The 14,335-nt window shown below is 54.9% G+C and carries 10 protein-coding genes; 9 read left to right on the forward strand and 1 reads right to left on the reverse strand.

Annotated elements, in window-relative coordinates:
- Positions 1-25: 25 nt before the first annotated feature.
- Positions 26-2,227 carry a peptidyl-dipeptidase Dcp gene (gene dcp, locus ACJ8IL_RS06615; protein WP_147823760.1) on the reverse strand — a complete coding sequence of 734 codons (2,202 nt, stop codon included), beginning with the start codon at positions 2,225-2,227 and terminating at the stop codon, positions 26-28.
- A gap of 300 nt (positions 2,228-2,527) precedes the next feature.
- Here dcp and ACJ8IL_RS06620 point away from each other — a divergent pair, with 300 nt between their 5' ends.
- The 9 genes from ACJ8IL_RS06620 (at position 2,528) to ACJ8IL_RS06660 (ending at position 14,171) form a co-directional block, all read left to right on the forward strand.
- Complete coding sequence (locus ACJ8IL_RS06620) at positions 2,528-2,818, forward strand: hypothetical protein (protein WP_049208108.1); 291 nt, start codon at positions 2,528-2,530, stop codon at positions 2,816-2,818.
- Entirely contained in the window at positions 2,815-3,102 is a 288-nt protein-coding gene (locus ACJ8IL_RS06625) for an E492 group microcin (RefSeq protein ID WP_125460888.1), read from the forward strand. The genes ACJ8IL_RS06620 and ACJ8IL_RS06625 overlap by 4 nt, the downstream gene beginning before the upstream one ends.
- Before the next feature lie 78 nt (positions 3,103-3,180).
- Complete coding sequence (locus ACJ8IL_RS06630) at positions 3,181-4,707, forward strand: MchC protein (RefSeq protein WP_261127232.1); 1,527 nt, start codon at positions 3,181-3,183, stop codon at positions 4,705-4,707.
- An 18-nt stretch (positions 4,708-4,725) separates the two neighbouring features.
- On the forward strand, positions 4,726-5,175 hold the full coding sequence (locus tag ACJ8IL_RS06635; protein ID WP_043143242.1) for a toxin-activating lysine-acyltransferase: 450 nt from the start codon (positions 4,726-4,728) through the stop codon (positions 5,173-5,175).
- A 17-nt stretch (positions 5,176-5,192) separates the two neighbouring features.
- Positions 5,193-8,999, forward strand: coding sequence for an AMP-binding protein (locus tag ACJ8IL_RS06640; RefSeq protein ID WP_442516433.1), 3,807 nt, complete (start codon positions 5,193-5,195; stop codon positions 8,997-8,999).
- Positions 8,999-13,144 carry a non-ribosomal peptide synthetase gene (locus tag ACJ8IL_RS06645; protein WP_261127236.1) on the forward strand — a complete coding sequence of 1,382 codons (4,146 nt, stop codon included), beginning with the start codon at positions 8,999-9,001 and terminating at the stop codon, positions 13,142-13,144. The genes ACJ8IL_RS06640 and ACJ8IL_RS06645 overlap by 1 nt, the downstream gene beginning before the upstream one ends.
- A 244-nt stretch (positions 13,145-13,388) precedes the next feature.
- Positions 13,389-13,649 carry a hypothetical protein gene (locus ACJ8IL_RS06650; RefSeq protein ID WP_016927848.1) on the forward strand — a complete coding sequence of 87 codons (261 nt, stop codon included), beginning with the start codon at positions 13,389-13,391 and terminating at the stop codon, positions 13,647-13,649.
- A gap of 24 nt (positions 13,650-13,673) precedes the next feature.
- Positions 13,674-13,841 carry a hypothetical protein gene (locus ACJ8IL_RS06655; RefSeq protein WP_016927849.1) on the forward strand — a complete coding sequence of 56 codons (168 nt, stop codon included), beginning with the start codon at positions 13,674-13,676 and terminating at the stop codon, positions 13,839-13,841.
- A gap of 42 nt (positions 13,842-13,883) precedes the next feature.
- Positions 13,884-14,171, forward strand: a complete 288-nt coding sequence (locus ACJ8IL_RS06660) for a hypothetical protein (RefSeq protein ID WP_025302730.1) — start codon at positions 13,884-13,886, stop codon at positions 14,169-14,171.
- Positions 14,172-14,335 lie beyond the last annotated feature (164 nt).

The raw sequence follows: 14,335 nt of genomic DNA on the forward strand, positions 1-14,335 counted from the left end.
GTTTGCTTACCGGGAGTGGCCGAACTTATTCGTCCTTCAACCCGCGATTGATCAGCATCGGTTCGATGCTCGGCTCTTTGCCGCGCCAGTCGATGTACAGCTTCTCCAGATCCTGGCTGTTGCCGCGCGACAGGATCATGTCGCGGAAGCGCTGGCCGTTTTCGGCGGTCAGGCCACCGTGCTCGGTGAACCACTGGAAGGCGTCGTCCGCCAGCATTTCCGTCCACAGATAGGCGTAATAGCCCGCGGCGTAGCCGTTACCCCAGATGTGCTGGAAATAGCTGGAACGGTAGCGCGGCGGCACGTAGCTGAGATCGACCTTGTCTTTTTGCAACGATTCGGCCTCGAACTTGTCCACGTCTTGCTGCGGCTGGTCGGCGGTCAGCATGTGCCAGTGCATGTCCAGCAGCGCGGCGGACAGCAGCTCGGTCATGCTGTAGCCCTTGTTGAACTTGTCGGCCTTCTTGATCTTGTCGACCAGTTCCTGCGGCATCGCCTCGCCGGTCTGATAATGCTTGGCGAAGTGGCTGAACACTTTCGGATCGCTGACCCAGTGCTCGTTGAACTGCGACGGGAACTCGACGAAATCGCGCGCGGTGTTGGTACCCGACAGGCTCGGGTATTCCTGATCGGCGAACATGCCGTGCAGCGCGTGGCCGAACTCGTGGAACATGGTGATCACGTCGTCATACGACAGCAGCGCCGGCTGCCCCGGCGCCGGTTTGGTGAAGTTGGCGACGTTGTAGATCACCGGCTTGGTGCCGTTGAGCTTCGACTGATCGACGAAGTTGCTCATCCAGGCGCCGCCGCCCTTGTTGTCGCGCTTGAAGTAGTCGGTGTAGAACAGCGCCAGCGATTTGCCGTCCTTGTCGAACACTTCATACACCTTAACGTCCGGCTGGTAGACCGGAATGTCCTTGCGTTCTTTGAAACTGATGCCGTACAGCAGGTTGGCGGCGTAAAACACGCCGTTGTTCAGCACGTTGTTCAGCTCGAAGTAAGGTTTGATCTGCGATTCGTCCAGATCGTACTTGGCCTTGCGCACCTGTTCGGCGTAGAACTGCCAGTCCCAGGCCTGCACCTTGAAGTCGCCTTTCTGCTGATCGATCACCGCCTGAATGTCTTTGGCTTCACGCTCGGCGCGCGCGGTGGCCGCCGGCACGATGTTGCGCATAAAGCTCAAGGCGGCATCCGGCGTCTTGGCCATCTGGTTTTGCAGCTTCCAGGCGGCGTAGTTCGGGTAGCCCAGCAGTTTGGCCTGCTCGGCGCGTACCTTGGCCAGACGGGAAAGGGTCTGGCGGGTATCGTTGCCGTCGCCCTTCTCCGCGCGCGTCCAGGAGGCGTCGAACAGCGCTTGGCGGGTGTCGCGATCTTTCAGGCTCTGCAGCAGCGGCTGCTGGGTGGTGTTCTGCAGCACCAACAGCCACTGTTTCTCCAGCTTGCGCTCGGCGGCCGCCTGCGCTGCCGCGGCCAGCTCACCTTCGGACAGACCGTCCAGTTTCGCCTGGTCAGTTATCGCCAGCGCGCCGTTTTTGCTCGCCGCCAGCAGTTTGTTGGTGAACTGGGTGCTCAGCGTCGCCGCTTCCTGGTTCAGCGTCTTCAGCTTGGCCTTGTCGGCGTCCGACAGGTTGGCGCCCGCCAGCTCGAAGTTCTTGTAGGTCACTTCCACCAGCCGGCGCGATTCCGGATCCAGCTTCAGCGCATCGCGATCCTGATAGATGGCCTTGATGCGCGCGAACAGCTTGCCGTTGAGCATGATGTCGTCGTTCAGTGCCGCCAGCATCGGCGAGGTTTCTTCATCCAGCTTCTGCAGCGCATCGCTGGTGTTGGCCGAGGTCATGGCGCCGAACACGTTCATCACCCGCGTCAGCAGCGAACCGGCCTGCTCCAGCGCCACGAAGGTATTCTTGAAGTTGGGCTTGGCCGGGTTGTTGGCGATCTTCTCCACCTCTTCCCGCTTTTGCTTGATGCCCGCCTCGATCGCCGGCGCGTAGTCGCTTTCCTTGATCAGGTTGAACGGCGGCGCCTGGAACGGCAGACGGCTTTGATAGAAGAACGGGTTTTGGGTCTTTTGCTTATCGTGCTGATTGGCTTCACCGGTCACGGTAGCCTCCTTCGCCTGGCCGCTGGGCAGCGCACTATGGTCGGCGTGAGGTTGGGTTTCTGCTGCCTGTGCCTGCGAGCCCAGCGCCATGCCGATCGCCAGCACCAATGTGGATAAACGCATCAAATCGAAACTCCTCCATGTTCACGGAATAAGGTCTCGGGGAATGGCTCCCTCAGAGTCATCACCTAGCTTAGGCGCAGTTGGCAGTTTGAGCAAAAACAAGTGATTAGAAGTTAACCGCCTCGCCGACCGCGGCCAAACGCTTCTTTGACATCTTTATTTTTCATCATCGACACATAGTCACAAAAGGTAATCATTTTATGATTAATTAATTCAATACTATGATAAATAAAGAGGAATCATAAAATACCCTGTTGACTTATCAGGTTACCCAATGTAACTTGATGTAAATTTTGATTAATGGAGCTAATCAAATTGCATCTTATAACGGAAATAGTTCTTATTGTCATTTTCATCCTCATTATCAGTGCGATCTATAAAAACGCGAAGAAAAAAGGCGTGCGCACGTACCACATCGTTATGCTGTTCTTGATATTTCCCCTTGCCGTATTTTTAGACTACTGCCTGCAGCGCCAGGCGATCCTTTTGGATACGGCCGCCCTTAAAACCACGGCCAGTTATGGTTTGCCGATGGCGATTATTTTTTCGCTTGTTTTATCTATCACCTCTCGCAAGAAGGAGTTTAAATGAGAGCCTTAACGGAAGTTGAATTGTCATGTATTAACGGTTCTGACGGCAACGATTCTTATAATCCGACTTCGCTCATTGTCGGTAGCCTGAGCACAATAGCGAAATTACCCACCCCCGTATCCTTAGCCGTGGGCGTCGGGACGGAAATAGCTATTCAAGCCGCACCACACATGCCGGTTAACGTTGCTATTCCACAGGTTCCTATGGGCCCAACCTGGAATGGCAGTGGCGGTGGCCGCCCTTCACCTTCGTCTTCACTTTCAACACCGGATTCATCAAATTAAAAAAACAGTCTTATTATTCCTTGTGCAATAAGGCCGGGATTTAACTTACTCTGCACCAATAAAAATAACGATTAAAAAATGACAAAGCTCGCCATACTTCACGAAAGCTTGATCCCTTTCGTCGCAAAAAAGACAGGTTCTCAATTACTCTGGCACAATGCATTAAGCCCTGCTGAACAAGACGAACTGAAAAAAGAGACCAGCTATCTCATCGAAGAAAATAATCGCCATGCTATTTTTGATGATGGTACGCCGCGCTTAAACGATGAAAAAGTCTTTTTCGCCGAACGTTATGGCGGCGGCGCTATTTCGCGCAACGGCGGCGGAGCACGCTGTGGCTTTGATGGGCGTTGGCAGGTTAAAGGTATTGGGGCTAATGCGTTAGTCGGTCAAGGGGCAAAGCATGTCGATGGCGAGTTGACGATGACCGGCGCAGTATTGGAGGCATTATGGGGGAACGTCATGGCCAAACTGCTGCCTTACGGTGCCGTGCCCAATAAAGCGATCTTGGTGACCGATAGCCCCTTAGCCGCCATTTCTCCTGAATCGGCGAGAAGTCCCCATAACCGTAAGGCGTTGCTGGTGCGTGAGCCCGTCGTGCGCCCTGCACATTTTTGCCGCGCACCCTACTATCATCCTCATGATGCGATGCAAAGGCAGCCTTCGGATATTCAGCGGGTCGAAAAGCTGATTGTCACCGCACCGGCTTTTCTGCCTCGTCCCCCGGAGTTTGACGCCGCAAGCTGGTTGGCATTGCCCCAGGAAGAACAAGCATTCTACGGACTCTGCGAGCTTGCCCGGCGTCTCGCGACGCAGATCGCGTACTGCCGCACCCGGCATTTGGTGATGATGACCTCACCCTCCAATTGCGATATGGCCGGTAGGCTGCTGGACTTTCATGGTGTTCGCAGTGTTTTTCCCGCAGAACGTCGCGATCCCGGGCGCAGCTACATTCAACACAACAAGCTCAATGAAGACGCCCCTTTGTTGCTGAGAGGCTTGCAAGATCTCGCTTTTTATTTAGCCAAGCATCAATTCGGCCCGGCATTTCTCGCGGCAGCGCACCAAGGCATCGGTGCGGCCTTCAACATGGCCTATAAACGAGCCTGCCTGCTGGATAATCTCGGTATGGCGGGTTTTGACCCTGCATTTTTACAACGCCTGCCTCTCACCGCCGAGTGGTTCGCCTTAGGCGAACGCTTGCAAAAAATGTTCGATTTGGCTCCCGGCGTCTTTACCCGTCGACAAGGTATTGGCCTGGGGAATGCTCATCCGGCGATTGCCCTATTGCACCGGCTCATCGACGCACCCGTAAGGGTTCCCGCCGAACAACAGGGTACGACCGCGGAGGAGAGATTTTCTCTGGCGTTCCGTCGGTTATACGCGCAATACCTTCAGGAAACATCAGCAGCTCAAACCTCCGCCGGATTACAACTGGCGATGAAGCAGACCGTCACCAGAAGGTTGGGTTCCCGCACGTTCATGCGCCGTGAAGTGATTTTTCAAGAAATTTCTGGCTGGCGCGGCGAAGTCAGCGAGATCACCGAACAATTGCAAACCTATCTCGACCGTTTCGAGCGCCAGGCGATCAACGTATTACAATAACAACGCTGAGGATATTTCGTGAGTTTTATCAAAGAAAACCAGCAGGGTAAAAGTAGGTTCAGTCAATACGAGAGCCTGGGCTTCGCCGTTAACTGTATGTTGATGAATAAAAATTACAGCTTGTACCATATAAAAACGTTGCAGCTATGGACTCAGGAAGCGATTAATCAAAACCAATTTAAAATATTATTCGACCATTTGGATAACCCGATAGGGTATATAACCTGGGCCTACCTGAAAGATGAGACGCTGAGTCGATTTATTAACGATCCGCAGTTTCTTCTCCATAACTCAGAATGGGATGAGGGCGGTACGCTGTGTATTTTAGATTTTTGCTGCAAGCCAGGCAGCGCGCATTTATGTTTGGAACACCTTAAAAGAGTTCACCCCATCGTAGAACGCCGCACGGTTGTGTGGCGCTCCCGCCGAACGGGCAGACTGATGACTGTAAAAAATAAAGAAAAATAATTGTCAGGGATGAGGCAATGAGCAAACATCAATTACTGGATTCACAGGCAGGATTTTACTATGGCACCAAGATCGGCGATGATAAATCGAGCTATAATATCGCGGAATATGTCGAAATAAATCACACTCTCGATATCGCAAGAATGAAACGTGCTATTCATCGTGTCATCAGCCAAACCCCTACGCTGCACGTTCTGTTTGATGAGAATAACGGCACGCCTTATCAATATTCCGTCACCGCCAATATCTCAGTGGAATGGGTAGATCTTTCGCAGAGCGCCAACGATATGGCCACCGCTATCGAATTAATGGAAGCGGATGCTAAGCGCCCCTTCTCGCTGAACGCGGCGCCGTTATTCAGACAAAAAATCATCAGGCTGGGTGAGAAACGCTTTCTGTGGTATTTCTGCAGCCACCATCTGCTGCTTGATGGTTACGGCACTTATTTGCTGATCCATCAAGTGGCGCAGGCCTACCGAGACCAGACACAACAACCGCAAGACGTACCGGCGATCGATGCCTTGCTCAGGGCTGAATCTGAGTATAAACAGTCAGCCGCCTATCAAGCAGACCGACATTTTTGGCAAGCGGCCAGCGCCTCACTGCCAGACCCGATGACATTAGCCTGCGCCAATATTCCCTCGGGACAGACCATCCGCCATGTGACGTCGTTGCCCTATCCTGCCGAGCGCCTTGCGCTGCAAACCGAACATCCTTCCTGGCTGGCGCGCACTTTTGTAGCGGTGATGGCGTATTTGTACCTATGTACCGGCGAGAAGCAGCAAACGATCGGCGTCCCTATGATGGCGCGAACAGACGCCCTGTCGAGGCAGGCGCTAACCTGCAAGACCAACGTTGTTCCTTTGACTCTCGATATTGAGGACACCGCTTCATGCCGACAGTTGGCGCAAACCATTGAACACGCGCTCAAGCAACTCAAGAAACATCAAGCGTTTCGTTACGAAGAGATAAAAAGTCTGAGGAGCGTCGCCAGCCGCTCGCCGTTGTTCAACATCGTGGTCAATATCATTCCCTTTGAAGCGGCAGCCTCATTCTCTCCCGCTCAGCGTAGTGAAATCCGTAACTTACGCTCAGGAGGCGCGCAGGATCTGGTCTTCAACATGCGTCCCGATCTCGATAACCAAACGCTGCGGCTGGAGATCGATGCTGACTCAGGGCTTTACGATGCGGCCAGTCTGGTGCGGCACAGCCAGGGGATACAGACCTTGTGCACCTTGCTGTACGACGATCCGGAAAATCTTTCCGTCGCGGCATTGCGACAACGTTTCCCGCTCTCGCTGCTGGGTAAAACAGCCAACGACAACGTGGTCGATATCATGCAGCGTATCGATCGTGCCGTCGTTCAAGCGCCGCAACGCACGGCGATCCTCACGCCTGAACACGCTTCGTCATCGCTCAGAACGCTGTCTTATGCCGTTTTGCAGCAGCAGTGGCGTGCGCTGGCCGATGTCCTGGCTCCCGTTCGCGCCGCACATACCGTACTGTTGCTCGACTTGCCGCAAGGGCCGGAGGCCATCATCTGCATGCTTGCTGCGTTGCAATTGAAAATGCCCTTCGTCAACCTGAATGCCAAAGGGGATGGAGCGGCTTACCGTCAACTGCTTGAACAGTTTAGCGACGCTATCCTGATTACCGATCGCACGCGTCCCTCCGTTCATTCCGAGCCTGGCGCATTGGCGCATTGGCGCGCATCGACACTCAATATGCCGACGGATTTCGCACACTTCACCGTGTTTCGCCGGCAAACATCGACTGAGGCGCCGGCGTTCCCGGTCGGTACCAGCTATATCATGTTTACCTCCGGTTCGACGGGAATGCCTAAAGGCGTGATAGGCGCCCGACATGCTCTCAACGTTTTTGTCGATGCGGCGATAAACTGCTATGGCATTCAACCGCACGAACGCGTGTTGCAATTTGCGCCCTTGCATTTCGATGCCTGCATCGAAGAAATTTTCATGACGCTGGGGGCCGGCGCCCACCTGTGTATCGCCCCCGAGACCGTCAAGCAAAGCTTTGCCGCTTTCTTCACATTCTGCGACGATCATCAAATCAGCCTGTTGGATCTGCCGACCGCCTACTTTAATGAAATGCTGTTCGCCTCCGGCGGTGAACAGACGCTACCGCCGGCCGTCACTACCGTTATCATCGGCGGCGAAAGCCTTTCACCGCGAGCCAAAGAACGCTGGTTCGCGCACTACCCCAAAGGCAGGAAGTTATTCAACTCCTACGGCCCAACCGAAACAACCGTGGTGGCGACGGCCGCAGAAATCAAAAACGATGGCGCCGCCGTGACGATAGGCACACCGCTGGATGGTATATACACGGCGATCGTCGGCGAGGATCTCAGGCCGTTGCCGCTCGGCTGCAGCGGCGAATTACTGATAGCCGGAGCGACCGTCGGCCTGGGATATTGGCATCAGCCAACGCTGAGCGCGGAAAAGTTCGTCACCCTTGAGGCCAACGGCCATCTCATGCCCGCCTTTCGTACCGGCGATATCGCCTGCCAGCGCCAAGATGGGCAGTTGGTGTTCCTTGGCCGCAAAATTCGTGAAGCGAAAATCGCCGGGCAGCGCGTCAATATGGGTGAGATAGAAAGCTGTCTGGCCCGCTTGCCCTCCATTGTCGAGATTGCCGTACTGGCCAAAAGCGGCGACGCGGGAACGGAACTGTACGCGCATTATCACAGCCGGCAGCCGCTCAGTGAGGCAATGCGCCGCACACTGTACGGCGAACTGCCCAATGCCCATATTCCTCAGCGCTTCGTGCATCATCCAACGCCGCTGGTCAAACTGGCTAACGGCAAGATTGATTATCGCACCCTGGAGAGACAATCCCGGATGCCTGAACCCACACGGGAGTTGCGTTCGACGACATTCAACACCCTGGTGCATGAAGTTTGGCTGGCGACGCTGGGCAGTGACGATGGTGACTTCTTCACGCTCGGCGGCGAGTCCCTGCAGGCCATAAAAATCATTAACGTGCTTAACGCCCACTGTCGGTTGGATCTGAACCTGAGCGACATTCTTGAACATCCAAGACTCGCCGATTTCTGCCGACACCTGACGCAGTTGGCCCATGCACGCTATGGTCTGGATCCGCAGCATCTGGACATCCGTTGCGCTATCGGCCGCTGTCTATCAACCGAGGCGCCGACCAGCAGCAGGCTGTTTATTCAATCTCCCGAAGGCACAGATGAACGGCTTTTATTGGCCGCCCTCGCCGACAAACGCGGTGTGGACATTCTGTCACCGCAGGCGCTGCCGTTGCCTGCTGAATGGTCGCTGAACGCGGCCATATTCAACGTACCGAACGAAGCCACTCAATATGCCAGTTGGCTCGATGCACTTTCGGCCCTGCTGCACACCCTGCCCGGCCGAGTTAACCACATGATCTTTATGCATGATACGGCCGGCGGAGCCAAACTCACGCAAGGCCTGCTACGCGATTTCCGGCATGAGCGACTACTGTTGCTGCATAAAGTCGATGCGCGCCGCCAAGCCGTCGACGCCGGTGTTACAGAGTTGATAGCCCTCTCTGCGCGGCTGGGTTATTTCCCGCACATTCGGTTCGATACGGCCAATGAGCGATTGAACGGCTGCGTACTGAGGATCTTCGGTTTCGATGATGGCGAGAATATCGACCATCGCGCCGCCTTCACAATGGCGCAGCGGAGAAACCCGGGAGTGCAGTTGTGTAGCTTAGCGCATTGGCTGAATTTGATTTCCGCCCACAGCGGCAAACGCCCGAATAAAAGCGGTCGAACAGCGAAAACTATCGACGTCAACATGGAAGGAGCGCACTGATGAGCGTCATCGGCTTGATCAATCTGATGGAAATGGCGAAACAGGGAGCAAAATTCGGCGAGCTGTCGCCTCGACGCCAAACCATCGAGCATGTTGACGCCGCCGCACTCAGTGCGGTGCAGGAAGACATTACCGCATTTTTATCTGTCTGTACGCCAGACAATTCAGAGCGGCACACCGGCGAGAAGCCTTGTTACACCGTCAATCACTACGCGGGCCAATACCTGTGGCTGTATGAAAACTTCACCAAGAACAGCCCGCTGTATAACATTCCGATCGCTAAAGAGATCCTGGGGCCCTTTGAACCCGAGCGTTTGCTCGCCGCGTTGAAAAAACTGCTCAAGCGGCACGGTGCGCTTTGCGGCCGCTACCGGCTAGACGGTGAAGCCATCACCGTTGACATCGTGCATCCTGATGAAACCATTTTCGAACACAGCCTCGAGGACATCAGCAGGCTGAACAGTGAAGAGCAGCAAGAAAATATGCTGGCGGCGCTTAACGCCCAGTGTACGATTCCGTTTGACCTCGCGGCTGAGTATCCCCTGCGCTGCCGGATCTTGAGAAAGAGCGCGCAGCACCACTATCTGTTCTTGACCTTCCACCATTGCGTGGTCGACGGCTGGACGGCCAATTTGCTGGTGGATGAACTGAGCCGTGACTATCAAGCGTACGAAGAGCATTGGCATTATGACAACGGTCAGGCGTTTTTCCGCTATCTTGAAGACCCTTTCCTCGCCGTCGCCAATGTCGATGACAGCATGGCGTTTTGGCGCGATGAACTGGATGGTGCGCCGGAAAAACACGCGCTTGAATACGATATCGCCATCACCGCGGCAGGCAAAACACAGAATATCGTCAGAACATCGCTGACGAACGAACTGCAGCCGGCCCTGGCCCAGTTAGCCAAACATAACGGTACGACACTGTTTACGCTGTTGCACTCCGCCTTCGCGTTACTGATTGCCAGAGAATCGGCGACGGATCGCGTGGTCATCGGTAGCCCGATCGCCAACAGGAACGAGCCGACGTTAAACGACGCCGTTGGCAGCTTCGTCAACACGATCGCTCACCAATTTATCATCACTGGCGACGACAGTTTCACCGCGCTGCTGCAAAAGAACGCCAATAAATTTGCGCGCGCTTTCAAACATCAGGGATTGCCCTTCTCTTACCTGGTTGAACAACTCAAGCCCACGCGCGGCAAGTTCCACCCCATTTTTCAAATCATGTTCGTCTGCCAACATCGCAAAAGCAACGAGCTAAATCTTGGCAGTGCGCAGGTTAACACCCTGCCAAGACGCTATGCGCCGCCCAAGTTTGATCTGGTTCTGGAAGTAATTTCTGGCGCAGAGGGCATTCAGTTGGAGTGGCAATACAACGCCAAGCTGTTTACGCCGGAGCGTATTAACGGATTGGCGCAAGCTTACGCATTGCTGTTGCAGCAAATTGCCTGCGATCCTTCGCGGGCCGTCGACCACTATTCGCTGGCGCCAATGGCCGATAACCGGCAATTGCGGCAGCTCTCCGTCGGGCAGGCGATGCCGGTATGCTTGCGGCAACCTCTTTCCGATCGGCTGTTACGCGCTGCCCACCAGCATGGGGATCGCCCGGCGTTGTTCGAGGGAGATCAGGTGTGGCATTACGATCGGCTATTGCGGCACGCCGGCCTCGTGGCGCATTGGCTGAACGCCCATACCGCTCCAGGCGCGCTCATCGCCATCGATCTTCCACGCGGCGCTCATCAAGCTATTGCGGCGCTCGGCGTGATCCTCGCCGGACGCGCCTACTTGCCGTTGGCCGAAGGATTACCGGATGCCCGCGTAGCGGCCATTATGCGAATATCGGGTTGCGTCTGGGTTTTGAGCAATCGGGCTCACCATCGCGCCCGCTATCCGCAGACAACCCGCGTTCAGGATCTGGAGGCGCTGTTTTCTCCCCCTGCCACAGGCACAGCAACCTTCCCATCAGGCGAAGCGGAAGCACTCGCCTATGTCATTTATACATCGGGGACGACAGGCACGCCAAAAGGCGTGGCGATGGAACACGGCGCCGTCACCAATACCTTGCTGACCATGAATCAACTGTTTAACGTTTCACATCGTGACAACGTATTGGCGCTCGCCGACCTGGCCTTCGATTTATCGGTCTATGACCTGTTCGGCAGTTGGCTAGCCGGCGCATCGGTAACCGTGTTATCGCCGCACGACGCTAAAGAGCCGTCAGCATGGCTACATGCGATACGCCAGCGGAAAATCAGCATCTGGAACTCGGTTCCCGCCATCTTGCAAATGCTGGTGCAATACTGCGCACAAGAAAACATCCTGTCGCTGCCTCAACTGCGGCATATCTGGCTGAGCGGCGATCGTATCTCTCCGCGGCTGATCGCCGAAGCACATCGGCTTTGCCCCAACGCCACCATCACCAGCCTTGGCGGTGCCACCGAAGGGGCAATATGGTCAATTTATCATCCACTTACACGAGATACGCACTACAGAAACGCCATCCCCTATGGAACCGCATTGCCGAATCAAAGCATGTGGGTGTTAAATGAAAAACTCGAGCCGTGCGGTTTCGGCGTTACCGGCGACATTTATATCGGTGGCGTTGGCGTTGCCCGCGAGTATTGGCGCGATAGGCAAACCACCGCCGGCAGCTTTGTTCTTCTCCCAACCACCGGAGAACGCGTGTACCGCACCGGCGATCGTGGCCGTTGGCATCGCAGCGGTTACATCGAATTCCTCGGCCGCGAAGACCAACAGGTGAAACTGCAGGGTTTTCGCGTCGAATTGGGTGACGTCGAATTCGCGCTCAAAAGCAGCGAACTGGTCGCTGAAGCGTGCGTCGTCTGTCGCGATGAAACCAGGAACGGCACACCGTATCTGGAAGCCTATATCACATTGACCGAGGCGGGGAAAGCCAGCGTCCAGGCGGAGCAAAGAATACGCGAGCAGGTTACGGCCGCATTGCCCGCGTATATGGCGCCATCCCACTATCATCTTATTGAACGTTTCCCGCTTTCACGCAACGGCAAATTGGATCGCACCTTGCTATCGCCAGGCACCGAACGGAGCCAGGCCAGCGATGCTGTTCCCGCCGCGTCCGCGGAACTCATGCTGCTACGTGAGTTGTTGGCGGATACGTTAGGCTGTGCTCCAGACAAGATCGACCCCTATGCCAGCTTCTTCAGCAATGGCGGCAGCTCGCTTTCCGGCATTACGTTTTTGGGTAACATCAAGCGCGCCCTTAATGTGGAATTAACCCTGGCGGAAATCCTTGGCTACTCACAGCTCGATAAACTTGCCGAGCGTCTGCGCGATAACGCGCCCCTGCCGTTATCGATGTTGTCCGGCGCAGCCGATCGCCCCTCTCTGCCCACCTTGTATTTGGTGCATGGTGCCGGTGGCCAGGTACATCAATATGCAAAGTGGACAAAACAACTTTACGCCTGCGCCAACATCATCACCATCGCCAGCCCGGGGTTGGCCGCGCCAGGCGCAGACGACACACTCACCCTGCAGCGATTGGCCGCCTCCCATTTGGCGGCCATACCGCGTGCCAAACGCGACACTGCCGTTATCGCCGGCTGGTCATTGGGCGGCCAATTAGCTGTCCATATGGCGGCGCAGGCTACGGAACAAGGCGCGCCCTTTGCGCATGCGGTGCTTGTCGACAGCGGTTTGCCCACCCAGCACCCCTCAGTGAATCGAGGTTTCAGCGTGGCGCAAAGTTACCTCAGCCTGTTCGACTCTCTCGGTATTGCGCGCCATTTGTGTCGGCATCAAGAAACGAACGCGATAGACAGCTTCGCCAACGAGATAAAAATGCACTATGCGCTGAATCAGAGCGTGCTTGCGGAGAAGATCACGCTGGAACATGCCGAAGCCTTTTGTTGGGCGCTGAAAAAATCCTTTGATCTGACGAATAACGCCGGCCCTCTGCCACAGATAGCGATACCGCTGACGCTTTGGCTCAGCCAGCAACGTCAGCGTAAACACCCCAATCTTGCACAACGCTGGGAGAGGCAATCCTCTCATGACGTTCAACTCAATTATTGTGCAGAAACGCATTACAGCATTTTAAACAACGCTCAACTTCTTCGAGCGCTGACGCGGATGCTGCGCGCGTTGTCCACATCATTGGAATAACGCGAGAAGATACCCCTGGCCAATCAAACCTATCGAGGCACTGATGAAATTACCCAGCAGTTGGATTTTTTTGTTCTGCTTTTACTACACATTCATGGATATTTTTTATTCGTTATTTTTTTCCGAAGACAGGAGGTTTACCAGCACAATCATTCAATCCTTTATCTTTTCAACCTTGCTAGTGGCATTTTTCTGGTATCGGAAAACTGCAAAAACCAAAAACCAATAATATAAGGAAGTCGTTATGAGAGAACTTACGATTAATGAAGTGAACTTTATCGCAGCCGCTGGGGATTTCAGCTATGCGGAACTGGGCGGGGCCGTCGCGGCCGGCGCGGTTGGTGGCGCGATGACCGGCGCCATGGCTGGCGGTGTCGGTGCCGGCCCAGGCGCTGTTGCCGGTGCCGTTATCGGTGGTGCCGCCTATACCGCAGGCAAAATGGTGGAATCCATGTTGGGTGGCAATAAACAAACATCGACGAACAATCCTGCCGACAGTAACTAATACAGGAAGATTCGTGTTCATCATATGAAAAAGTCACTTATTGTATTGTTCGCCATTTTAATTGGGCTTGTTGCTGGCACGATTGCGGATTATTTCACCCTCAATCGCTTCTTGAAATACGCCCTTATCGCCGTTGCCGTTATCGGCACGCATAAATTGCTCAATAGCGATCGCGGGCAACGCTCGGCATGATAAACGTGGCTTATTTTAAAATTTAATGATTAAGGAGCAAATATGCGCAATCTTACCTCTGAAGAATGTTCAATCATTTCCGGTGCAGGAGATCGCAGCGGTACATTGACGGTTTCCGCGGAAACGGTCGGCGCAGCGATCGGCGGTGGCATCGGCTCTATCGGTGGCGTGGCGGGCGGCGTTGTCGGCACCATTGTCGGCGGTGCTGTCGGTAACTATGTCACCGGCGATCGTGCCCCCGGCTCTGTTGGCCCATCAGGCATTCCCTGGGGCGGGAGCAACGGCGGCGGTACCATGTGGGGGAACAACAACAATACCGATTCGAACTGATCGGGGCCCTGCCAGCCACACGGCTGACCTCCCCGGTTAACGTTGGCTTCAGCGCCTAAAGCGTCATTTCATGCCAGGGTTATCGTTATGATAACCCTTTTTGTCATGGGCCCACCACAGGGTGAGCAGCGCGGTTGGCGTAGCGAAAATGTCGAGATGAAGAA

Origin of the sequence: Serratia sp. CY47444 (genome assembly GCF_052168635.1) — a bacterium.
Classification (GTDB): Bacteria; Pseudomonadota; Gammaproteobacteria; order Enterobacterales; family Enterobacteriaceae; genus Serratia; species Serratia bockelmannii.